This window comes from Corynebacterium sp. p3-SID1056, assembly GCF_025152525.1.
GTDB lineage: Bacteria > Actinomycetota > Actinomycetes > Mycobacteriales > Mycobacteriaceae > Corynebacterium.
On sequence record NZ_JALXXL010000002.1, the window covers coordinates 73,942 to 95,707 of the forward strand.

General features: G+C 66.3%; 19 protein-coding genes and 1 pseudogene. 7 read left to right on the forward strand and 13 right to left on the reverse strand.

Translation table 11 applies throughout. The features are described from left to right. Positions 1 to 44 precede the first annotated feature (44 nt). Positions 45 to 578 carry a hypothetical protein gene (locus M3G14_RS02210; RefSeq protein ID WP_259924374.1) on the forward strand — a complete coding sequence of 178 codons (534 nt, stop codon included), beginning with the start codon at positions 45 to 47 and terminating at the stop codon, positions 576 to 578. On the opposite strand, the gene M3G14_RS02215 is transcribed toward M3G14_RS02210, so the two are convergent. Next, positions 575 to 1,756, reverse strand: a complete 1,182-nt coding sequence (locus tag M3G14_RS02215; RefSeq protein WP_259924375.1) for an alpha-amylase family protein — start codon at positions 1,754 to 1,756, stop codon at positions 575 to 577. The genes M3G14_RS02210 and M3G14_RS02215 overlap by 4 nt on opposite strands. A gap of 39 nt (positions 1,757 to 1,795) precedes the next feature. Between M3G14_RS02215 and M3G14_RS02220 the strand changes: the two genes are divergently transcribed. Then, positions 1,796 to 2,320 carry a TetR/AcrR family transcriptional regulator gene (locus tag M3G14_RS02220; RefSeq protein ID WP_259924376.1) on the forward strand — a complete coding sequence of 175 codons (525 nt, stop codon included), beginning with the start codon at positions 1,796 to 1,798 and terminating at the stop codon, positions 2,318 to 2,320. Here M3G14_RS02220 and M3G14_RS02225 read toward each other — a convergent pair. Together M3G14_RS02225 and M3G14_RS02230 are read right to left on the reverse strand one after the other, a co-directional pair. Next, entirely contained in the window at positions 2,317 to 2,715 is a 399-nt protein-coding gene (locus M3G14_RS02225; RefSeq protein ID WP_259924672.1) for an SRPBCC domain-containing protein, read from the reverse strand. The two genes, M3G14_RS02220 and M3G14_RS02225, sit on opposite strands and share 4 nt — an antisense overlap. Positions 2,716 to 2,733: 18 nt before the next feature. Then, positions 2,734 to 3,975 (reverse strand): annotated as a pseudogene (locus M3G14_RS02230) (glutaminase); the annotation flags it as partial. Between the two features lie 107 nt (positions 3,976 to 4,082). Between M3G14_RS02230 and M3G14_RS02235 the strand changes: the two are divergent. From M3G14_RS02235 to M3G14_RS02245, 3 genes are read left to right on the forward strand one after another with little or no spacing between them, the layout of a single operon-like run. Next, positions 4,083 to 4,295, forward strand: a complete 213-nt coding sequence (locus M3G14_RS02235) for a helix-turn-helix transcriptional regulator (RefSeq protein ID WP_259924377.1) — start codon at positions 4,083 to 4,085, stop codon at positions 4,293 to 4,295. A gap of 4 nt (positions 4,296 to 4,299) precedes the next feature. Beyond that, positions 4,300 to 4,782 carry a hypothetical protein gene (locus tag M3G14_RS02240; protein ID WP_259924378.1) on the forward strand — a complete coding sequence of 161 codons (483 nt, stop codon included), beginning with the start codon at positions 4,300 to 4,302 and terminating at the stop codon, positions 4,780 to 4,782. A gap of 52 nt (positions 4,783 to 4,834) precedes the next feature. Next, the gene (locus M3G14_RS02245; RefSeq protein WP_259924379.1) at positions 4,835 to 5,995 is read left to right on the forward strand and encodes a globin domain-containing protein; all 1,161 of its coding nucleotides are present in this window, start codon (positions 4,835 to 4,837) and stop codon (positions 5,993 to 5,995) included. Here M3G14_RS02245 and M3G14_RS02250 read toward each other — a convergent pair. Then, on the reverse strand, positions 5,992 to 6,669 hold the full coding sequence (locus tag M3G14_RS02250; protein ID WP_259924380.1) for a metalloregulator ArsR/SmtB family transcription factor: 678 nt from the start codon (positions 6,667 to 6,669) through the stop codon (positions 5,992 to 5,994). The two genes, M3G14_RS02245 and M3G14_RS02250, sit on opposite strands and share 4 nt — an antisense overlap. Positions 6,670 to 6,782: 113 nt before the next feature. Between M3G14_RS02250 and M3G14_RS02255 the strand changes: the two genes are divergently transcribed. Further along, entirely contained in the window at positions 6,783 to 7,940 is a 1,158-nt protein-coding gene (locus M3G14_RS02255) for a multicopper oxidase domain-containing protein (RefSeq protein WP_259924381.1), read from the forward strand. Here the strand turns inward: M3G14_RS02255 and M3G14_RS02260 are convergent. From M3G14_RS02260 to M3G14_RS02300, 9 genes are all read right to left on the reverse strand, one after another. Beyond that, positions 7,885 to 8,943, reverse strand: a complete 1,059-nt coding sequence (locus M3G14_RS02260; RefSeq protein ID WP_259924382.1) for an HNH endonuclease signature motif containing protein — start codon at positions 8,941 to 8,943, stop codon at positions 7,885 to 7,887. The genes M3G14_RS02255 and M3G14_RS02260 overlap by 56 nt on opposite strands. 96 nt (positions 8,944 to 9,039) lie before the next feature. Further along, a complete protein-coding gene (locus tag M3G14_RS02265; protein ID WP_259924383.1) occupies positions 9,040 to 10,254 on the reverse strand; it encodes a copper oxidase in 1,215 nt (404 codons plus the stop codon). 36 nt (positions 10,255 to 10,290) lie between these two features. Continuing rightward, the gene (locus M3G14_RS02270; RefSeq protein ID WP_259924673.1) at positions 10,291 to 11,655 is read right to left on the reverse strand and encodes an MFS transporter; all 1,365 of its coding nucleotides are present in this window, start codon (positions 11,653 to 11,655) and stop codon (positions 10,291 to 10,293) included. A gap of 52 nt (positions 11,656 to 11,707) precedes the next feature. After that, positions 11,708 to 12,712 carry a S66 peptidase family protein gene (locus M3G14_RS02275; protein WP_259924384.1) on the reverse strand — a complete coding sequence of 335 codons (1,005 nt, stop codon included), beginning with the start codon at positions 12,710 to 12,712 and terminating at the stop codon, positions 11,708 to 11,710. Continuing rightward, a complete protein-coding gene (locus tag M3G14_RS02280) occupies positions 12,709 to 13,827 on the reverse strand; it encodes a cysteine desulfurase family protein (protein ID WP_259924385.1) in 1,119 nt (372 codons plus the stop codon). The genes M3G14_RS02275 and M3G14_RS02280 overlap by 4 nt, the downstream gene beginning before the upstream one ends. Beyond that, on the reverse strand, positions 13,824 to 14,690 hold the full coding sequence (nadC, locus tag M3G14_RS02285; RefSeq protein ID WP_259924386.1) for a carboxylating nicotinate-nucleotide diphosphorylase: 867 nt from the start codon (positions 14,688 to 14,690) through the stop codon (positions 13,824 to 13,826). Before nadC ends, M3G14_RS02280 begins: the two co-directional genes overlap by 4 nt. Beyond that, entirely contained in the window at positions 14,684 to 15,925 is a 1,242-nt protein-coding gene (gene nadA / locus M3G14_RS02290; protein WP_259924387.1) for a quinolinate synthase NadA, read from the reverse strand. The genes nadC and nadA overlap by 7 nt, the downstream gene beginning before the upstream one ends. Positions 15,926 to 15,930: 5 nt before the next feature. Then, positions 15,931 to 16,641 (reverse strand): NrtR DNA-binding winged helix domain-containing protein, encoded by a 711-nt coding sequence (locus tag M3G14_RS02295; protein WP_259924388.1) that lies wholly within the window; start codon positions 16,639 to 16,641, stop codon positions 15,931 to 15,933. 129 nt (positions 16,642 to 16,770) lie between these two features. Then, positions 16,771 to 20,028, reverse strand: a complete 3,258-nt coding sequence (locus M3G14_RS02300; protein ID WP_259924389.1) for an SdrD B-like domain-containing protein — start codon at positions 20,026 to 20,028, stop codon at positions 16,771 to 16,773. A 563-nt stretch (positions 20,029 to 20,591) separates the two neighbouring features. Between M3G14_RS02300 and M3G14_RS02305 the strand changes: the two genes are divergently transcribed. Then, on the forward strand, positions 20,592 to 21,695 hold the full coding sequence (locus M3G14_RS02305) for an FAD-dependent monooxygenase (protein WP_259924390.1): 1,104 nt from the start codon (positions 20,592 to 20,594) through the stop codon (positions 21,693 to 21,695). Positions 21,696 to 21,766 lie beyond the last annotated feature (71 nt).

Consider the following 21,766-nt stretch of genomic DNA (forward strand, 5'->3'; position numbering starts at 1 on the left):
CGCACCCCTTTCACATCCGTCACATCCGTGACATACTGGGCCGCATGAAGATTCGCGCTTTCGCTCTGTCCGCCGCCGTCGCGGGCACCCTCATTTCCGCCCAACCCGCCCAGGCCGACGCTATCGACGACGCGCTGGCGAAGCTGCCCGCAGGCGAAATCTCCTGCGAGCAGGCCGAGAAGTACTGGACCAACGACGCCGACTACAACGCCAAGGTGCGCCAGGCGCGCACCATCGCTCGCTTTGACAGCCGCGGCCCGCAGATCCTCGACGCGCTCGCGCGCGTGGAAAACGCGGCCAACCGCTGCGGGCTCAAGGGCACCACCGGCGGCAACCAGGGCAATACCCAGCCTGCCCAGCCGGCACAGAAGCCAGCTCAGAAACCCGCACCGAAGCCCGCGCAGCCTGCACCAAAGCCCGCCCAGCAGGCTCGCCCGCTGATCGTGCTCGCGCCGCAGGGCGTGCCGACCTTCGACGCCCCGGTGGCCAACGTGGCCACAGTGCGCCTGCCGGACCTGGCGGTCATTGCGCAGCAGCTGCTTGCCCAGTACGGGCAGGGCTCCTCACTGCCGCTTTAGGCCTGCCACTCGTAGAGGACTTCTTCGCCGGCGCGGATGCGCACCCCATAGGTGGGCTCGAGCCACGCGTCGGTCTGGATTTCCTCGCCGTCTTCGCCACGACTCCGCAGGGAGATCGTGGCGTTTTGCTTGTCTAAGACCTCGACTTCGGCGTGGGTGAGCCACTGGTTGCGGCGGCGCACGCCGATGAGCTTCTTGTGCTCGGCGAGCACCCAGCCGCCCAGCTCGGAGAGCTCCGCGGGCGTGGCGGGCAGCGGGGGCCGGACGGGATCGTCGGCGGCGAAGCCCTCGCCGCGCATGGCCTCGAAGCCCTGCTCGTCGCCGTAGTAGATGCTCGGCATGCCGGGCAGGCTCATCAGCAGCGCGAGCGCGATAATCTCGCCGTTTTGCCCCACCTTCGAGGCGATGCGGTCCACGTCGTGGTTGCCAATGAAGGTGTTGGGCAGGGTGCGCGCGGCGATCTCCGCGTGGCGCCCAATCGCGTGGTCGAGCTCCCAGAAGTTCGTGTCCGCGATCGACGACCACAGCGCCTTCCACAGCTCGTACTGGGTGACCGCGTCCAGGGTGCCCGCCTCGGTGATCGCGGCGTAGTCGCCGTGGATGACCTCGCCGAGGATGAGCACATCGGGGAACCCCTCACGCACGCGCGCAAGCACGGCGCGCCAGAACTCCGGCGGCACCGAGTAGGCCACGTCCAGGCGCCAACCCTGGATGCCGCGGCGCAGCCAGTGGCACATGATGTCCACCACGGCGTCGACGACGCGCGGGTCCTCGTGGTGCAGGGTGGCCAGCTCGCCGTGGCCCTCCCAGTCGGTGTCGCCGGCCAGGCCCTCGGCGACCCAGGGGTGGGTGCGGGCCACGTGGTTGAACACGCCGTCGAGCATGACCTGGATGCCGCGGGAGTGGCAGGCGGCAATGAGACTGTCGAAGTCGGCGTCGTCGCCAAGCCGGGCGTCGATGCGGTAGTGGTCGAGCGTGTCGTAGCCGTGGGCGACCGACTCGAAGATGGGGCCGAGCAGCAGCCCGTTGCAGCCGAGCTCGATGAGGTAGTCCAGCCAGGCCTCCAGCTGCCCCAGGCGGTGCCCGGAGTCGTCGCCTGCCCGGTCGCGGATCGGGGCGCCGGTGGCGCCCAGGGGGTAGACGTGCCACCAAATCACGTCGGCGAGTTGCGGTTTCATTGAGGTAGGCTCCTTCCACGGGGATGTAGGCTCGAGTTCATGACGCGCCGCCTGAGTGTCGAGGAACGCCGCGCCGAGATCCTCGACGCCGCTTCCACGACCTTCGCTTCCCTGCCGTATAGCGATGTCTCTGCCCAGCTTATCGCCCAGCGCTGTGGCGTGTCGGAGGCCCTCATCTTCCACTACTTCGGCTCCAAGCCGGGCCTGTATGCGGCCTTTGTGCAGGACACGGCGTTCGACTTCGCGCCCTTCACCGAGCCCGCCGAGGCGGTGCGCGCCTACCTCGACCACATCGCCGCGCGCCCCTTCGTGTGGGCTGCGGGCCGCCGCAGCGGCGAGGAACCGCTCGAGGCGATCCACCTGCGTATCGAGCACCGCGACGCCGCCGTCCGCGCCGTGTGCGACATGCTCGGCCGCAGCGACGAGCGCGCCCGCATCGCCGTCTCCGGCACGCTCGGCTTCATCGACGCCATCGCGCTGGACTGGGTCGATGAGGGCTGCCCCGCGTCGCGTCGCCAAGCGCTTATCGACGCCACGCTCACCGCCCTCAACGCCACCCTCTAACGCTCCTCGCGCCGGCGGATCAGCGGCTCGAGGCGGTCCTGGATGCGCTCGCGCCACGCCTCGACGGCCTCCTTGTAGCCCTCCTCGTGCGGGTGCATGCCGCGGTGGGTGAAGGTGACCTGCGTTTCGCCCTTTTCCTCCTCGCTGTCGCTGAGCTCAAAGATGAGCGAGGTGTCGTCCCAGTCGCGGTCCTCCTTTTCCTTGCCCGTGGACTCGGTGTGCCAGACCAGGCGGTCGCCCTCTTCAGCCTCTTCCACGCGGAACTCGGCGTACTGGTCGTCCGTGTCGAAGTGGAACTCGCCGCCGGCCTTGGCGGCCGTGCCCTCGATGTGGTCGTCCCACCAATCCTTCGGCGTGGTGATCGCCTTGAACACCGCGGTGCGCGAGGCGGGCACGGTGAAGGTGGTGGAGAAGTCCTTGATGGCGCGGACCCTGGTGCCGTCGGAAAACTCGTAGTCCGGCATCGCGGAATCCGGGTCGTAGATGCTCACCTCGTAGCCCTCGTCGCGAAGCTGGCGCAGCCCCTCCTTGATCAAGAGGCGGCCGGCCTTGTTGAAGCTGGTCACGTTCGACACATCCAGCACGAGCGTGCCGCCGACGATGCGCTCGCCCGACAGGTCGTGCAGGATTTTCTCCGCGGCGGTGAAGTTGATCATGCCCTGCAGCACTACCACGGTGCAGTCTTCTCGACGCTCCACCGATCGAATCCCCGGCGCGGTGTAGTAATCCGCGCCCATGAGGTTCAGGCCCAGCGAGGCGGACATCTCGCGGAAGATTCGCACCCCGCGCACCGAGTTGCCCTGCTCGTTCAGCCGCGGGCTCAGCGAGGCGAGGCCAAGCTGGCCGGGCATCGTGCCGATCAGCCCGCCGGCCACGCCCGACTTCGCGGGGATGCCCACGTTGACCATCCACTGCCCCGAGCCGTCGTACATGCCGGCCGAGGTCATGACCGCCTGCGTAATCCGCGCCGCAGCCGCCGAGCACACCCGCTCGCCGCTAATCGGCTGCACCCCGCCGTTGGCCAGGGTGGCCGCCATGGCGGCCAGGTCGCGCACCGTCACCAGCACGGCGCACTGCTGCGTATAGGAGTCGATCGCGTCGTGCGCCTGATCCTGCACCATGCCGAACTCGCGCAAAAGGTGCGCGATCGCGAGGTTGCGGTGCGCGTTCGCCAGCTCGGATTCGACCAGCGATGCATCAATGCGCAGCTCGCGGCCGGCGAGCTTGGAAAAGAAGGCCCGGATCTTTTCCACCCGCTCCTGAACCGAGGACTCGGCGCCGTTGATCAGTTGGTTCACCGCGATCGCGCCCGCGTTGATCATCGGGTTGGCGGGCCGGTGCGTGTCCTCTTCCAGCGAGATCGCGTTGAAAGCCTCGCCCGAGGGCTCCACACCCACGTACTTGTGCACCTCCGCCGCGCCCAGCTCCTCCAGCGCGAGCGCGTAGACAAACGGTTTGGAGATGGACTGGATGGTGAACTCGCAGTCGTCGTCGCCCGCTGAGTAGAGGTTTCCCGAGGTCGTGCACAGCGCCACGCCGAGCTTCTCGGGGTCGGCGGCGGCCAGCTCGTCGATGTAGTCGGCGAGCTCGCCGCTGTCGTCGTCGCGGACGTGTTCAAGCAGGTGGTCAAGGTATTCGGGTACAGGCGTTGGCATGCGCGCCAGTCTAGAGCTTTGAGCTTGACGACGCCCACTCTTTCCCTTTTGTCTAGTTTCCTTTACACTATGTCATAAGCGCTTACGGAGACCCGAAAGGAGCGCTGATGCCCGACGCACACGAAAACATGGTCCGCAAGTGGCGGCGGTGGCAGGAACTCTCCCAGGCCGAGCTCGCCGCACAGGTGGGAGTGTCCCGCCAGACCATCGCCAACATCGAAAAAGGTAACTACTCCCCCTCTGTCCACCTCGCACTCGACATCGCACGCACGCTCGGCAAGACCGTCGAAGCACTCTTCGGCGACGAGCAGGAAGGATAATCCCATGTTGAAGAAGTACGGCGACAAGAAGATCGCCCTGGCCAACCAGGGCACCGACGACGAATACCAGCAGCAGATCCTCCACCAATCCAGCACCGTGACCTCGGAGACGCTGATGTACACCACCACGTTCATCATGGCGATCCTCGCCTGGGTCCTACCGGGCGGCACGGCCATCTACTCGCTGCTCGCCCTACTGCCCGGCACGCTCGCGCAGACCGCCGGCGCGCTGTGGATGCAGAACTACGCCCCGCGGCCCCGCCCGCCCAAGATTTTCACGCTGTCCACCCTGCCCATCTGGATCTTCCTCGCGATCGCCATGGCGGGCATCGCCTTCAACGACTTCAACGGCGAGCCCAGCGGCACGATCGGCATGGTCGTCGGCGCGATCATCGGCGGTGCCGCAGCCGCAATCTTCGCCCCGCGCTTCCAGCGCCGCAAGCGCCGCGACGACGAGGCGCGCCTGACCAAAAACCTCGAGGATTAATAACCACGGTTATAATCGGCATTATTCCGTACGCAACTCAGGAAGGATGCCGATGTACCTCGCAGAAAAGCCCAACCCGAAACTCAACTACCTCAGCGACAAGCACGCCGAAATCATCAAGGCGACGCTGCCTCCGGTGGGCGAGAACATCGAGACAATCACCAAAACCTTCTACTCCAAGATGTTCGCCGCCCACCCGGAGCTCATCGCAGACACGTTCAACCGCGGCAACCAGAAGCAGGGCGCGCAGCAGAAAGCCCTGGCCGCCTCGGTCGCCACCTTCGCCACCCAGCTGGTGGACCCGTCAGCGCCGGACCCGGTCATGATGCTCGACCGCATCGCCCACAAGCACGTCTCGCTGGGCATCCGCAAGGACCAGTACCAGATCGTGCACGACAACCTCATGGCCGCGATCGCCGAAGTCCTCGGCGACGCAGTCACCCCCGAGGTCGCCGAGGCCTGGGACGCCGTCTACTGGCTCATGGCCGACGTGCTCATTAAGCACGAGGCCAAGCTCTATGAGTCCGACGGCGTGGCCGACGGCGACGTCTTCCGCCGCGCGACCGTCACCGCCAAGGAGCAGCTCACCGACACGGTGTTTACCTACACCCTCACCGGCGACTTCACCGCCCCGCGGCCCGGCCAATACACCTCCGTGGGCGTGGTGCTTGACGACGGTGCCCGCCAACTCCGCCAGTACTCCATCATCGAAGGCGACGCGCACTCCTACCGCATCGCCGTGGAGAATGATGGCGAGGTCTCCACATTCCTCCGCGAGCACGTCGAGGTCGGCGACACCGTCGACGCCACCCTCGCCGCCGGCGACCTTGTCCTCCAGGACGGCGACAACCCGGTCGTGCTGGTCTCCAGCGGTATCGGTTCCACCCCGATGGTGGGCATCTTGGGCCACCTCGCCCGCACCAACTCGGAGCGCAAGGTGACCTACCTGCACGCCGACGAGTCCGCGGACTCCTGGGCGCAGCGCGAGGAAACCCGCGCGCTCGCGGACACGCTTCCCAACGCCGAAGTACGTGCCGCCTTCCGCGACCAAGGCGAGCGCATCGACCTCGCCGAGGCAGATGTCGCCGGTGCCGACGTCTACCTCTGCGGCGGGGCGAACTTCCTGCAGGCCATCCGCGAAGATCTCGCCGACAAGGCGCCCGCCAACGTCTACTTTGAGCTGTTCAGCCCGAACGACTGGCTGGTCAACTAGCTCGGTTCGGTGATGCGCGCCCCGCACTCGTGGAGGCGGTCAAAGGGTATGAGCTCGACTTTGAGTGTGCCCGCCTTGCCGTCGACGTAGCCTGAGTGCAGCGCGCACACAGTCCGGTCCGGTAGCTTCCCGTCCGGGCCGATGAACGGGCAGGCGCGTAAGCCCACCTCGCGGGTCGTCTCGGTTACCGCGTCCTCGCGCGGGCGCGGGTCGAAACCCATCGAGCGCAGCGTCCGCACGAGTTCCTCCGTGGCCTCCTCGATGTCTTCGGGCGGGTCCCCGTCGCGCCCGGCTTTCGCCGCCCACTGCTGCCCGATCTCCCGGGCGCGATCCAGGTCCCCCTCGGCGATGATCCCCGTGAGCATGTCGACAAGCTCGACGTACTCGCCCACGACCTCGGTGCCGCGCGGCACGCGCGCGGTGAAGATGTGCGAGGGCCGACCCCTGCCCACGGAATGCGCCCGCCGGCGCGCGACCAGCCCGTGCTCGATGAGCTCGTCGAGGTGACCGCGCACGGTATTGATGTGCATGCCCAGCTTGCGCGAGAGCTCGGCGACCTGCGCCCCGTCGGGAAACTCCTGCAGCGCGTGAAACACTTCCCGCTGCTTCGCGCTCAACTCGGCGGCGGCAGCGGTGAGCTGAGACACGGGGCGCGGCGCCCGTCGGCGATCCATGCTTCACACCCTCCTACGGCTGGACTTCTTAGACAGTTGCTTTAAGTATAGGAAGCGCGCAGTCTAAACTCCTAGCCTGGCTATCAATCTCTAACTTTAGTACGATTCTTTTCGTGGAAAAGCTTGCCTGGGGGCTCATCGCTCTCTTCGTCACCCTCGTCGTAGGACTCACGCTCGCGTTCAGCCCCACTGACACCACGCAGGCCCCGATCAGCGAAGACGCCACCGTCTTCGAGATCGACATCCAGGGCATGGCTTTTGTCCCCGACACCATCCACGTCGCACCCGGCACCCACGTCGCGCTCAAGATCACGAACTCGGATACCCAGCAGCACGACCTCGCACTCGGCGACGGCCACACCGGCCGCATCGACCCCGGCGAAACCGTCACCCACGACTTCGGCACCTTCGATACGGACACGCAGGGCTGGTGCACGATCGCCGGACACAAGGCGATGGGCATGACTTTTGATGTGGTCACGAGTGGGGGCGAGGAGGCGTCGAGAAGCGAAGGGCGCGACGCGACGCTGCCGGAAGCCAGCGGCGAGCTGCACGAGCACACCTGGGCGATCGAAGACGACGGAGAGACCTGGACTTTCGACGGGCAAGCGCCCGGGCCGACGCTGCGCGGGCGCGTGGGCGATCGCTTCCGCATCACCATCGAAAACCGCGGGCACATGACTCACTCCATCGACTTCCACGCCGGCGAAATCAGCCCCGACGAGCCGATGCGCGACATCCAGCCGGGCGAGAAACTCACCTACGAGTTCACCGCGCGGCGCTCCGGTATTTGGATGTACCACTGCGCCACGATGCCCATGAGCCAGCACATCGGCATGGGCATGGTCGGCGCCGTGGTCATCGACCCGCCCGAGCTTTCGCCCGTCGACGGCGAATACCTCCTCGTCGCGCGCGAAATCTACGGTGCCGAGCCCGCGACCGCCTTCAACGACCACCCCGCGCAATACGTCGAGCGGCCCATCGAGGCGCGCGTCGGCGACACTGTCCGCGTGTGGCTCCTCAACGCAGGCCCCGACACCGCGTTGAGCTTCCACGTCGTCGGCGAAATCTTCGACACCGTCTACAAAGAGGGCACCTATTCGCTTCACGACGCCCACGACACCGGCTCCCAAGCCCTCGACCTGCTCGCCGCACAGGGCGGGTTTGTCGAGCTCACCTTCGACGAGCCGGGCACCTACACCTTTGTCAACCACCTCATGACGGAGGCGGAGAAGGGCCAGCGCGGCCAGTTCGTGGTTCACGCGAACTAGCCCGGGCGACGTGGTCGGTGCCGGTGGGCGTGACCTGTCCTGAGGGCGAAACGTAGACGATCTGCCCGCCGCGGCGCTCGGTGTGCCCACGGGTGGCGCGCCCCGCCTGGTAGTTGTGGTAGCGGCACAGCCAGCCGAGATTGCTCACCACCGTTTCGCCGCCATGGCGGTGCTCGGTCATGTGGTGGGCGTCGCAGCGCGAAGCCGGCACGTCGCAGTCCTTCCACGTGCACGTGGCGGCATGGGCGAGCATCATCTCGCGGTGCTTTTCCGTGGCCAGGCGCATGTCGTAGGCGTTGACGGGGCCGTCCATCGCGCCGATCAGGATGATGTGGCCGAACTGCGAAAACTTCATGCGCACGAACTCTTCGCCGGACATGACGACCCCGTTGGCGAAGCGGACCGTCACGTCGCTGCCGGCGCCGGCAACGATCTTTTCGTAGTCGCCCAGGTCCAGGTTCACGCTCAGCTTGACCAGGTAGTCAGCTTTCGGGCAATCCCGGTCGAGCCAGCCGGCGACGTCGTGTTTTGCCGCGTCGTAGGCTGCTTGGACGTCGAGGGCTGGGCCGGTAACGCGCAGCGTGGCTAAGCCATCGCCGTGGTGCTTGACGCGCGCGGCCGCGGTGCGCGGGGCAGGCGGCTGCAGCTCCGCTTTCAGCGCCGCCGCCCGCTTCCGAATCCACGACAGGTCCCCGGCCGTGTTGCACAGCGTGTCGATGTAGTGCCAGCGCTTCGTCGCATCTTTGATCGAATTCGCCGTGCGCGCGATGTAGGCCAGCGTTTCGATCCGGTGCCCATTTTCGCGCGCCCCGTCGTGCGCGCGCTGCTGGTAGCGCGAGTGCGAGGTGTTTGCACACAGGGTGCGCGCCGCCGCGGCCAACTGCTTCGCGCGGTCGTACTGGATGCCCTCGGCTGCGAGCTCGCGGGCAGACTTGCCCGCCGCAGCGGCGACGAATTCGAAACCGCTCCGGTCGAACTGGGCAAGAGTGGCAAGGGCGTTCATGCCAGCCACACTAGCCGATTGACCAGCACAAATGACGGTTTGTGAGAAGTCTCCCACTTTGCCCGGATCACGGAACCGGCGGGCAAGTTTTTGCGTCTAATACTGTTTAGCCATGAGTACGGCCTTCTGCGCGCGCACCGCCCGCACCATGAGCGGCAGGAAGGCGACGAGGACGCCGAAGCAGCACGCGCTCATCGCCACGCGCAACCACGAGTTGTCGGTGAAAATCCAGCACGCAAGCGCGCCGTTGAACAGGACCACGCGAAACAGCGATGCGCGGGCGAGTTCGGCCAGCCCGGCGCGCACCGCGCGGGGCCCGCCGCCCATCGTCGTGGGCAGCAGGTAGCTCATCGTGCCGATGAGGAGCTGGGCGGCGAACCCGAGGACAAGCGCGAGCGTCGGCAGTTCCGGTAGCTCACCCGAGACGGCGAGGCGGACGGTGTACCACAGCAGCGCGGCGATCAACCACAGCTGCGCCGCGAATGCGCTTAAGCCTGGGTAGGTCACGCGGTCGCGGGGGTCGCGTAGCACGTCGAGGACGTTGACCACGAAGCCGTGGAAGGTCCACAGCCACGCGGCGAGGTAGACGATGAGGCCGGCGCTGGTGAGCAGGTGCTCGTCGGCAAGCGCACCGCTGCTCGCGACGAGCACACCGACGGCGGCGAGCCCCAGCGAGGTGGCCGCCCGGTCGTGCATCCCGTTGACGCGCCACATCGCGGGAAAGAGCACGGTCAGCGACGCGAGCGCGGCGAAGCCGACGAAACCGCCGACGTTGACAATCAGGTGCGCCAGCCGCACGCGCTCCTGCCAGTCGCCGGGCAGCCCGTAGGACAGGGCGGCTCCGAACACGCCGCCGACGGGCAGGCAGGCCGCGCTGGCGACGTAGCCAAGCGCGACCGCCCGATGCCGCTTGCCGCGGCCGGCGCGCCGCACCTGCGCGTAAAGCAGCCACGCGTGCCAGGCCAGCACGCCCACGACGATGGCGGCACCCGCCCAGGTCACCTGGTAAACGGTGAGCACCTGGCCGACGAGCACGAGCACGATACCCACGTTGAGGGCCCAGGTGCGGTGCAGCTGGGCGGGCCGGGCGTCGTCGGGAAGCCGCTGCTGCAGGAAGCGCTCGGTGAGGTTTTGCGACCACACCACGATCGAGTTGGTGAGGATCCCGAGCGTGAAGACGTGGATGAGCAGCCAGCCGGGCTCGGTGAACAGGACGTGCGTCAGCCCGATGAGGATGAAGATGCCCATCCAGACGGTCACCGGTCGCGAGACGCGCCTGTGCCAGGTGTGCGGGCTGAAGTTTCTCGGCATGCCCTCAACCTAGCATTTCTCCGACTAAAGTTGGACTTATTTAGGATTGTCGCGGAAACACCACGACGTCGCGGCGGAAAATACCAACGCCGCAGCCGCGAGGAGGCACAGCACCGAGTGGTAGGCGTCGGTGTAGGCGGCGACGGCGGCGGGGTTCGGCGCGGCGTCGTAAAGCGCTTCCATGCCCTGCGGGAAACCGCGCTCGAACCACAGCGGCAACAGCGAACCGGTGACGGCGACGGTAAGCAGGGTGCCGAACTCGTAGGAGACCTCCTCCACGCCCGCGGCCATGCCGGAACGGTGCGCAGGCGCGGTGCCGATAATCGCGATCGAGCTGACGCTCATCACCGAACCAGCGGAAAGACCGAGGACGACCAGCGCGAGGAGCTCCAGGGCGAGGCCTTCGGCGGAGTCGCCGGCGACGAGCAGCGCGGTGCCCACGGTGGCGCCGAGAAAGCCGCCGCCGATCAGCGGCAGGAAGCCGACGCGGTGGAGGTTCGCTCCGCCGAGGATGGAAGCCGGGAACGCCGCGACCGCCATCACGGTGATGACCGCGCCCGCGTGCAGCGGCGAGAACCCGCTGACCAGCTGCAACTTCTGCACCGTCATCAGCTCCACGCCCGCGAGCACGAACATGCCGCCCGCCGCGGCGATAACGCCGCCGGCAAACAATCGGGAGCGGAAGATGTCGAAGGTGAGCAGCGGGTCGTCGAGCCGGTACTGGCGGCGAACGAACAACCAGCCAGCGACGACGGCGGCGACGACCGCGCCGACCGTCAGCGGCACCGAGCGGTCCGGGTTCGCCACGCTCTTGATCGTCATGGTTAGCCCGGACAGCGCGAATAGGGCGTAGGCGGAGGAGATGACGTCCCAGCGCTTCGCCGGGTTCGGCATGTTCTCCGGGGCAAGCGCCAGCGTGGCGCACAACGCCAGCACCACGACCGGCACATTGATGAGGAAGACGGAACCCCACCAGAAGCGGCCCAACAGCGCGCCGCCAACCAGGGGGCCAAGCGCCGCGCCAACGACGGCGGCGGACGCCCAGATGCCGATCGCGGTGTTGCGCTCGCGCTCGTCGGGAAAGGTCAGGCGGATCAGAGCGAGCGTCGCGGGCATCATCACCGCGGCGCCGAAGCCGAGCAGGCCGCGTGCGGCCACGAGCGCCCACGCGCTCGGTGCGAACGCGGCGGCAAGCGAGGCGACGCCGAAGATGACGAGGCCGACAAGCCACATGAGGCGGTGCCCGAGCTTGTCGCCAAGCGTGCCGGTACCGAGCAGCAGGCCGGAAAGAACGAGCGGGTAGGCGTTAATGATCCACAGAGCTTGCGCAGGCGTCGTGTGCAGCTGCGCGCTCAGCGCCGGCATGGCGGTGTACAAAATCGAGTTGTCCAGCCCGATCATGAGCAGGCCGGTGGAAATCACTGCGAAGAAGGCCCAGCGTTGCACTGCTCGCTTACCCTTCAACCCGGGGGAAACAGATCCGCGCGGAAGCCTCGCCCACCGCCAGCTCGACCGCGCCGCCAACCGGGAAGGTGAGCAGCGGATTGGTGTGTCCGAAGCTGGCGTTGGCCACCACCGGCTTGCCCTCGAGCTCCGGGATCGACGCGATCGTCTCCTCCAGCATCGCGCGGTCCACCCGGCTCGCGGTCTGGAAGCGGCCGATGACCACGCCTTCGATGCCTTCGCCGTCGGGAAGCTGCAGCAGCGAGACGAGCTCGCGGCGGAAATCCATCACGCTGTACTTGCCGGTGACCTCGGCGAATAAGATGGCGCGCTCAAGCGAGGGCATGAACTCCGTGCCGGAGAGCAGCCCAAGCGTGCCCAGGTTCGCGCCGAGCGCAACGCCGTGCGCCTCGCCCTCCTGGATGCTCCACCAGCCGTCGTCGGGCTCGCGGACGCGGGCGTCCTGGTTGATGAACCAATCGTCGTCGGTAAACCAGGTGCCCGGCTGCCACTCGATCGGACCCAGCCCGAACGCGGCGGTGGCAAAACAATCACGCGTGAGCTCGGAGTGATCCCGCATGCCGAGGGTGGACCAGTGCGGTCCGATGTAGGTGGCCATGCCGGTGCGCGCGTAAATCGCGTTGGCGATCGCCGAAATGTCCGAGTTGCCGCACAGAAACTTCGGATGCTCCGCGATCAAATCAAAGTCCAAGTGCGGCAACACCTCGTTGCTGGTAAACCCGCCGATCACACTCATGACGCCGGCCACCTCCGGGTCTGCGAACGCATCGTGCAGGTCGGCGGCTCGCGACTCGGCCGACGAGGACCAGAACATGTCCGACTCGCGCACGTTTGCGCCGAAGGTGACGCTGATGCCCAGGTCAGCGAGGCGTCGATTAGCAAGGTTCTTGACGTATAACCCGGCCTCGCCCTGCTCCACATAGGTCAGGGAGCGGGAGGGGGCGACCACGCGGATGGTGTCGCCCGCGTGCAGAGGTCGCGGGTAGGTAGTCATTGTTTAGACATTACCCGCACGATCGCGTCGATCGTGTCTTGCGGAAGTGGCGCGGGCAGGCTGAAGCGCAGCGCGGACTGGGCGAGTTCGGGCGAGTAGCCGAGCGCGGTGAGCACGGGCGAGGGTTCAGCAGCGCCCGCCCGGCAGGCCGAGCCGGAGCTTGCGGCGAAGCCCGCGACGTCGAGCGCGACGAGCAGTGCCTCGCCGCTGATGCCATCGACGACGAAGGACGCGTGGTTGGGCAGCCGCTCAGTGCGGTGCCCCGTCAGGCGTGCGCCGGGCACATGCTTTTCGACGCCCACGATCAACGCATCCCGCGACGCCATCACCTCCAGCGCGCGCTGCCCGGCGCGCTCTCGCTGCGCCTGCACCGCCGCGGCGAACCCGGCGATGCCCGCCACGTTCTGGGTCCCGGCGCGGCGCCCTCCCTCCTGGCCGCCACCAAAGATGACGGGTTCGAGCGGCACGTCGCGCGGCAGCAGCAGCGCGCCGACACCGGCCGGGCCGCCGAACTTGTGCGAGGCCAGCGCCACCGTGGTCGCGCGCGGGCCCGGCCAGCCGCCCGCGGCAAGGTCGACAGGTAGGTTCGCGGCCGCTTGCACAGCGTCGAGGTGCAGCGCCACCTGCGCGGGGACTTCTGGCACATCGGCGACCGTGCCGACCTCGCTATTGGCCAGGCCAAGCGCGACGAGCGTGGTGTCCGGGCGCAGGAGCCGGTCCAGGTCGGCCTGTGCGATCCGGCCATGCTTGTCGACGGGCACGTAGTCCACCTCAAAGCCGTGCAGCCTTTCGAGCGCGGCGCAGCTTTGAAGGACCGAGGAGTGCTCGATCGCTGAGGTGATGATGTGGCGGCCGCGCGGGGCGGCCAGCGCGCGGCCGATGATGCCGAGGTTGTTGGCCTCGGTGCCGCCGGAGGTGAACACCACACCGGCCGGGTGCACGCCGAAAGCGTGAGCGATCGTGGCGCGGGCCGACTCGAGGACTTTCGCGGCGCGCTCGCCGGCGGAGTGCACGCTCGACGGGTTGGCGCAAGCAGTGTCGTAGACCTGCAGCATCGCGGCGCGGGCCTCGGGCGCAAGCGGGGCGGTGGCGGCGGCGTCGAGGTAGGCGCTCACTCGTCTGCGACCTCATCGACGCTGTCGAGGCCCAGGTCGAGCGCGCGGGCGCTGTGGGTCAGCTTGCCCACCGAGATCACGTCCACCCCGCAGGCGGCGAGCTCGGCGACGGTGTCGAGGTTGACGTTGCCGCTGGCTTCGGTGGGCACGTGGGCGTCGATAAGCGACACTGCCTCGCGCAGCTCGGCGGGCGAGAAATTATCCAGCATGATGCTGTCGACGCCCGCGGCGAGCACCGGCTCGATCTGCGCGAGCGAATCGACCTCGACCTCGATGTGCGTGGTGTGGCTGACGCGAGCGCGGATCGTGCGCAGCGCCTCGGTGATGCCGCGCGGGCTCGTGGCACCGAGCGCGGCGAGGTGATTGTCCTTGACCATCACCGCATCCGAGAGGCTGAAGCGGTGGTTGTGGCCGCCGCCGGCGCGCACCGCGTGCTTCTCAAAGGCGCGCAGGCCAGGGGTGGTCTTACGCGTATCCACGATGCGGGTGCCCGTGCCCGCGACTGCGGCGACGTAGCGGGCGGTGAGCGTGGCGATGCCCGACATCCGCTGCGCGAAGTTCAGCGCGACGCGCTCCGCGCTCAAGATGCCGCGGGCCGGGCCCTCGATGAGCGCGAGGCGCTGGCCGGCGTCGAAATGCGTGCCGTCCGGCGAAAGCTCGGTGACCGTGATCTGCGGGTCCGTGGCCGTGAACGCCGCGCGGACCACCTCTCCCCCGGCGAAGACGCCCGGCTCGCGGGCGACGAGCGCGGTGCGCAGGCGGGCGTCGGGAGCAATCGCGGCCTCGACGGTCGCATCACCCCACGGCATATCCTCGGCGAGGGCGGCGTGGACGGCGGCGTTGATGAGCTCCGGGGTCAGCATGGCTTCGCCGCCAGCATCCGCTCGAGCGCCACGCGTGCGTCGGCCGCCGTGTCCTCCGGCACCACAATGCGGTTTTCCACCCGGCCGGCGAGCAGCGACTCGAGCGCCCACGCCAGGTAGGCCGGGTGGATGCGGTACATCGTCGAGCACGGGCACACCACCGGGTCGAGGCAGAAAATCGTGCGGTCCGAGTACTGCTGTGCGAGGCGGTTGACCATGTTGATCTCGGTGCCGATGGCGATCACGTCGCCGGGGGCGGAGTTCTCCACCACGCGGCGGATGACTTCGGTGGAACCGGAGGAATCGGCGGCGTCGACAACCGGCGCGGGGCACTCGGGGTGCACCACGACGTGCACCCCCGGGTACTCCGCGCGCGCCTTTTCGATCTGCTCGACTGTGAAGCGGCGGTGGACGGAGCAGAAACCGTTCCACAAAATCACCTTCGCCTGCGCGAGCTGCTCTGCGGTGTTGCCGCCGAGCGGCTCGTTCGGGTTCCACATGCACATCTGCGTATCCGTGATGCCCATCGCGCGCGCGGTGTTGCGGCCTAGGTGCTGGTCCGGCAGGAAGACGACGCGCTCGGCGCGCTCGAACGCCTCCTTGAGCACCGTCGCCGCGTTCGAGGAGGTGCACACCACGCCGTCGTTGCGGCCGCAGAACGCCTTGATGTCAGCGGCCGAGTTCATGTAGGTCACCGGCACGATCGCCTCGCCGGGCAGCGCCTCGTGCAGCTGCTCGAAGCACGCCTCGACCTGCGCGAGGTTGGCCATATCCGCCATCGAGCACCCCGCGTTGAGGTTCGGCAGCACCACGGCCTGGTCCGCGCCGGAGAGGATGTCGGCGGTCTCCGCCATGAAGTGCACCCCGCAGAAGACGAAGGCCTCAGCCTCCGGGTGCGCCTTCGCCTGCTGGGCGAGGTTGAAAGAGTCCCCGATGAAGTCCGCGAACTTCACGATCTCATCGCGCTGATAAAAGTGCCCCAGAATCTTCACCCGGTCACCCAGCTTGTCCTTCGCCGCGGTGATCATCGCGTCGAGTTCCTCCGGGCCCGCCTGTGTGTACCGCGCCGGCAGCGGTGCCTGCGGGGTGGGCAGTGGCGCGAAAGTGTCGCCGCGCGAGGCACCCGGCCCGTAGGAGGCGTTCTGGGCGGTCTGCCACGGCTCGGCGGGCAGCTCCGTGTCGCAGGTGGCTTCCTGGGCCGCCTTGCGCGTAATCAAATCGGCAACTGAAGGCATGGTTCTTACTCTTTCTCGCTCATGAATCTGTAGTACTTCGCCGGCCGGTGCTTGGTACCGGCTTCTGTGGTGCCGGTGGCCTCGAGCTCCCCGCTCGCCAATGCTTGCCGACGAAAATTCGCCGGATCCAGACCCTTCCCCCCGATCGCCTCGTGCACCCGGCGCAGCTGCGTGAGGGTGAAGGACTCGTCGAGGAAGCGGTGGGCGATCAGGGTTTGCTCCGCGCGTTTCTGCAGGCGCGCGATCCCGGTGCGGATGATCTCCGCGTGGTCGAAGGCCAGCTCCGGCAGCTCGCGCGTGTTCCACCAGGCGATGTTGGGGTCGTCGGGAAGCTCGGTGCCAGCGAAATCCTGGGGCCGAAACTGCGCCCAGTACGCGATGGTGACCATGCGTTGCGCCTCCGCGGAGCGCTCCACCGACCCGAAGGCGTAGAGCTGCTCCAGGTAGTTCGGCGTGGCACCACTGGCCGCAACGAGCGTCTCGCGCGCCGTTTCGCCCAACGTCTGGTTCCACTGCGTCGGCCCGCCGGGCAGCGCCCACGCCCCGCGGAACGGGGCGCGCACGCGGCGCACCAGCGGGATCCACAGCCCGCTGTCTGCGTTGAGTGTGGTGGGCGTTCCAGTTGGGTTGTGCAGCGCAAACGCGACTGTGGACACCGCCACCATCGGTCCGAGCCTCTGGCGCTCGGCCACGTTGAGCCTTTGCAAGCCGAACATGCGCTCTCCTTACTTATAGTCATCATGACTTTAAGTGAGCTTAGGCGAGGCGGCGGGTCCGGGCAAGCACCGGTTTCACGCAAAACCGGCCCGGTGCATTGCGCACCGGGCCGGTTGGGGAGGAAGGGTTTAGTCCTGCTTGCCAGAAGACGAGCCCTTCAGCGAAGTAAAGGCTTCACCCTTCTCGTTCGAGCACCAGTCGTAGAGCACGCCGCCCAGGGCAGCTACGCCCAGGATCGCGGCGGCGATGGTGCCGACCTGTCGAACGTTCGGGTCGGCTGCGAGCTGCTGCAGCTGGCGGTTCGCAGCGTCGATCTGCGCGCGCAGCTCGCCGAACTGGTCATTGTCGTTGCCACGGTTGCCAGTGCCCCAGTCCGGGGTGTTGCGGCTGAACTGCGCCTGGATCTCAGCGTTGATCTGCGCAACCTGCTGGTTGATCACGTCCATGTACGGCGCGCCCACCTGGCCACCGACCGCTGCGAGCAGCGCCACCGGCACCAGGTAGAGGATCGGCGAGGCGACCGCGTTGGCCACACAACGCTCAAACGCACCGCCCGGCGCGGAGGACACGCCCGGAGTCGGGGTGGCCGGCACCGTCGGCTCCTCCTCCACGATCTTCTTGGTCTTGTGCAGACCAAGGTCGTAGGAGTCGTTACGCTCACCAGGCTTCAGAATGACCTTGGAAAGCAAACCTTCCTCGTCGGTCGCACCCGGCACCTTGCCGGTGACTTCCCAACCTTCCGGCTTGATGAAGCGGACCTCGTACTCCTTGTTCGGGTCGAGCCCCTCGATGAACCAGTTGCCGTCCTGGTCAGTCGTGGTGGTGCGGGTCGGCTCGCCGTCGCGAATGACCTGCACGGTGACGTCGGAAAGACCCTTCTCGTCCTCGTCTTGGACGCCGTCGCCGTTCTTGTCGTTCCAGACGCGATCGCCAACGGCGCCCTTCGGGAGCACACCCAGGTCGACGTCGAGGAGCTTGTCGCCTTCCTTGACCGTGACCGTGCGCTTGACCTGACCCAGGTCGGACGGGGTGTAATCGCCTGGCAGGTACTCCACCGTGTACTCGCCCGGAGTGACGTCAACCTTCCAGTTGCCGTCCTCGTCCGTCACGGTGCGGGTGACCTCGTTGCCATCCTTGTCCGTGATGATCACCGTGACGCCAGGGATGCCGACCTTCTCATCCGGATCCTGCTTGCCGTCACCATTTTCATCCAGCCACACACGGTCGCCGATCGTGCCGGGAGTCTCCGGCTCGCAGTCGCAATCCGGTTTCACGGCCTTCAGGCCCAGGTCATAGGTGTCGTTGTACTCCTTGGGCTTCAGGGTTGCCTTTGCAACCAGGCCCTCCTCGTCGGTCGCACCCGGCACCTTCCCGGTGACCTTCCAGCCCTCAGGTTTGATGAAGCGAACCTCGTACTCCGTCTCCGGATCAAGGCCATCGATACGCCAATTGCCCTGCTCATCCGTGTACGTCGTGCGGTTCGGCTCACCTTCACGGGACACTTCGACGATGACGTTGGGCACACCCTTCTCGTCCTCGTCCTGGACGCCGTCACCGTTCTCGTCATTCCACACGCGGTCACCGATGGAACCGCTCGGCAACACACCGAGATCAATATCGAGGTTTTCCTCGCCCGGCTTGATCTTCACCGTGCGTTCGATCAGCTTCTTGTCACTCACGACATGACCGCCCGGTGCATACGTCACCATGTACTCGCCCGGTTCAACGTCAACCTTCCAGCTGCCGTCCTCGTCCGAGACAGTGCGGGTGACCTCGTTGCCATCCTTGTCCGTGATGATCACCGTGACACCAGGGATGCTGGTCTTCTCATCCGGATCCTGCTTGCCGTCACCATTCTCATCCAGCCACACGCGGTCACCGATGGTGCCGCGCTTCGGTGCCTTCACCGTGGTCGTCTCCGTCACCGTGGTCGGCTCGCAGTCGCAGCCCGCAATGTCCGTGACGGTTGCGGTGGTAGTTTCGGTCGCCGTCTCGGTGGAAGTAGCGGTGGTCGTCGTGGTCTTGGATTCCGTTTCGGTCGACGTGGAGGTGGTAGTGACCGGGGTAGCCGTGTGTGTCGGCGTGGTCGTCACCGCAGGAGCCGTCTTTGTCAGCGTCGTCGTGACCGTGGGTGCGGTCTTCGTCGGGGTCACCGTCGTCGTCGCTGCTGTGGTCGTCGCAGTCGCGGTAGTCGTGGTGGTTTCGGTCGAGGTCTTGGTTGTGGTTGCCGTTGGCGTTTCCGGCTGAGGGGTCGGCTTCTCGTCCGGCTTTACCACGCGAAGCGTGTTGCTTGTGTGCTCCAAGGCCACCTGGTCAGTGACTACTTGGCCAACATACACATCGTGAGTCACAACCGGGTCGACGCCGGCCGCACACTCTGGAGAGGTATCCGTCACCGGCTGAGTGACCTCAACAATGGTGCCGCGCGGTAGAAAAATCTCGCCCTTCGAATCCTTGGGTGCCGCGTTATTTGGTCTGAAGCCCCAGTCGTACACCTGACGCCAGTCGCGGCCCGGTAGGTCCGCGTCGCGTGCAGCAATAATCAGCGGCACATCTTTGTGCTCGGGCGAGGTCGGAGTGTGAAGCTGGGCGTGCTCCATCACCTGGGCAGTGATGTCCTGACCGTCCACGAAAAACCTCAGCTCGGCCTCACCTAGCTCCGCATTCGGGGAGCGGGTCCCGAGCCAGAGATCGCTTAGCCACCCGCCATAGTTGCCGTTATCAGACACGTAAGAAGACTTCGAAATGAGCGTGCAGCGATCATTTGGGTCCTGGGTAAAGTGGGCATCATTCCGACCTGGGAATTGGTTCTGGGGCGCGATTCGCGCCGTAGCCTCAATCGTCGCGGGAGAGAACTCTGTCCCCGGCTCAATGTCCTCGGCAACCTTGACCGGCACCTTATACGTGAAGGAGTCATTCGCGCTTATGTAACCGAAATCTACGATGTAGCCTCCGCCTGCAGGCTTCACCTCAGCGTTCCGTTTCTCGCCGCTCTTCCAGACAAACGCCGACGGGTCAATCTGCGGATCCCCTTCAAGCTGGTCAGAAAACTTCAGGGAGATTGTCGCCCCTTTGACGTCCGACTCACCCGGAGCCGGCACGCTGCCGCTAGGCGGGAAAGGTGCTTCGAAGGAGCCGGTGAACTCAAGCTCCACCGTGTCTCCAGGCTGCACCTCTTTATCAGTCGGAGTAACGTTCACCGACACCTTCGGCTGCAGCTCATTATCGTTGTTGTCAGGGTTGGGGCTGAGGAAGGAATCTTCCTTCTCAACGTAGGCACCCGCATGAGGCGCGACTACCGCGCCCGATACCGCAAGCGTCACAGTGCTCAGTGCGGCAATCAGCTTCCGACGCAAGCCCCGGCGCTCATTTCCCGATGTGCTCATTTCCTTGTCCTCTCGATCCCATCGAAACCTCAGCAAGGGATTCCTAGCAAAACTCCAAGCTTTTCAAGGCAGGGATCAGAGTATTCAAGAGGTCTACCCTTCGCATGACACATATTGAAGCCCACTTATTCCGGGGGTGAGCGGCGAAGCGAGTGCGTTTGACTCAAGATTCCCGACCCGGTCCGGAAACAGAGCAGGAAAGTGTTCGTTGTGTCGGTGTTTCCCGGTCTCAGACACGAAGATCCACCACTTCAGGTATTTGGATGCGCTATCGATGCAACCCCACTGTAGAGCGTAAACAGCCTAGAAGTCGGCGTGAACGTACAATCCAATCACCTTGCCCGAGCCTACTGCGGCACATTTGACGAACACGTCGGGCACGACAGGCTTACGTCCCCCAATCAGCCTCGCAGTAGACCTAAATATTTTGTATTCACAAAAGGCGCACATTTTTGTATCCAGAATCTGTGCTTAGCATCCGCAACCAGCATCCATGCAAACTGCTTCCCGCGTGAAAAGTCCGCGGCCGCGGACTCCGCTCCAACGCAACTAGACTCGGCCACATGGAAATAGGCATCATCGGCGCCGGCATCTCCGGCCTCGCGCTGGGGGCGGCGCTGCACCGCAGCGGCATGGACGTGCAGATTTACGAGGAGCACGCACAGATCCGCAGCGGCGGTGCCGGCATCACGCTTGCGCCGAACGGTCTTGCCGCCCTCGACGCCTTAGGTATAGGCGCAGATTTCCGCGCGCTGCAGCAGCCACTGAATGGCGGAATCCGCAGTCCGCGCGGCGATTGGCTCACGCGCATCACACCGGAGATCGCACGCCCCTCGCTCGCGCTCGACCGCACAACGCTCCACTCGCTGCTGCTCGCAGGCATCCCAAGCTCGCGCGTCCACACCTCCGCTGCGGCTGTGGGCGTCGACGCCAGCACCGGCGCGGTCACCTTCGCCGACGGCCGCGAAGAGTGCTTCGACGTTGTGGTGGGCGCAGACGGGATCCGCAGCGCGGTGCGGGCCAGCTGCTTCGCCGACCCCGGCATGACCTACGCCGGCTACAACGCGTGGCGCGCGATCGCCGAGGGAGTGTCGCTTGACGCCGGGTTCGAAACCTGGGGCACGCGCGCTCGCTTCGGGGCCGTCCCGCTTCACGACGGCCACACCTACTGGTTCGCCGTCACCTCCGGCCCAGAAGCCCAGCCCGGAACCCAAGCGGTCCACCAACTACACGCGACTTTCGAGCAGTGGCACGACCCGATCCCCGCGCTACTGCGCGCAACCCCAAAGACGTCGATCCAGTACCTACCCATCCACGAGCTCGCGAAACCGCTCCCGAACTACCACAACACCAAGGTCGTACTGATCGGGGATGCGGCGCACGCCATGACGCCGAACCTTGGGCAGGGCGCGTGCCAAGGTCTGGAAGACGCCGCGGTGCTCGCGCGTCTGCTGCGCGCAGGAAGGACGGATTTTTCTGCCTACGACACGCACCGGCACCGCCGCAGCCAACAGATTGCGCGCCAGTCGCGGCTGATCGGACGCGCATTGCACACCGGCGGAAAGCACGTCGCAACCGCACGCAACTGGGTGCTCAAGCACGTCCCGGATGCGGTAGCCAACAGGCAGATGCAAGCAGTGACTGCGTGGGAGATGCCGGGGGTGTGACGGAAGCAGCAGGACGTTAATTCTGCATTCAACCCCCGCAATGAGTACAGATCAAACAGCGTTAATCGGGC

Coding starts and splice junctions, on each gene's coding strand:
- M3G14_RS02235 (WP_259924377.1), top strand. CDS start 4,083: ATGCCCGACGCACACGAAAACATGGTCCGCAAGTGGCGGCGGTGGCAG.
- M3G14_RS02210 (WP_259924374.1), top strand. CDS start 45: ATGAAGATTCGCGCTTTCGCTCTGTCCGCCGCCGTCGCGGGCACCCTC.
- M3G14_RS02265 (WP_259924383.1), bottom strand. CDS start 10,254: ATGCCGAGAAACTTCAGCCCGCACACCTGGCACAGGCGCGTCTCGCGA.
- M3G14_RS02270 (WP_259924673.1), bottom strand. CDS start 11,655: ATGATCGGGCTGGACAACTCGATTTTGTACACCGCCATGCCGGCGCTG.
- M3G14_RS02245 (WP_259924379.1), top strand. CDS start 4,835: ATGTACCTCGCAGAAAAGCCCAACCCGAAACTCAACTACCTCAGCGAC.
- nadA (WP_259924387.1), bottom strand. CDS start 15,925: ATGCCTTCAGTTGCCGATTTGATTACGCGCAAGGCGGCCCAGGAAGCC.
- M3G14_RS02220 (WP_259924376.1), top strand. CDS start 1,796: ATGACGCGCCGCCTGAGTGTCGAGGAACGCCGCGCCGAGATCCTCGAC.
- nadC (WP_259924386.1), bottom strand. CDS start 14,690: ATGCTGACCCCGGAGCTCATCAACGCCGCCGTCCACGCCGCCCTCGCC.
- M3G14_RS02260 (WP_259924382.1), bottom strand. CDS start 8,943: ATGAACGCCCTTGCCACTCTTGCCCAGTTCGACCGGAGCGGTTTCGAA.
- M3G14_RS02240 (WP_259924378.1), top strand. CDS start 4,300: ATGTTGAAGAAGTACGGCGACAAGAAGATCGCCCTGGCCAACCAGGGC.
- M3G14_RS02250 (WP_259924380.1), bottom strand. CDS start 6,669: ATGGATCGCCGACGGGCGCCGCGCCCCGTGTCTCAGCTCACCGCTGCC.
- M3G14_RS02305 (WP_259924390.1), top strand. CDS start 20,592: ATGGAAATAGGCATCATCGGCGCCGGCATCTCCGGCCTCGCGCTGGGG.
- M3G14_RS02295 (WP_259924388.1), bottom strand. CDS start 16,641: ATGTTCGGCTTGCAAAGGCTCAACGTGGCCGAGCGCCAGAGGCTCGGA.
- M3G14_RS02300 (WP_259924389.1), bottom strand. CDS start 20,028: ATGAGCACATCGGGAAATGAGCGCCGGGGCTTGCGTCGGAAGCTGATT.
- M3G14_RS02215 (WP_259924375.1), bottom strand. CDS start 1,756: ATGAAACCGCAACTCGCCGACGTGATTTGGTGGCACGTCTACCCCCTG.
- M3G14_RS02275 (WP_259924384.1), bottom strand. CDS start 12,712: ATGACTACCTACCCGCGACCTCTGCACGCGGGCGACACCATCCGCGTG.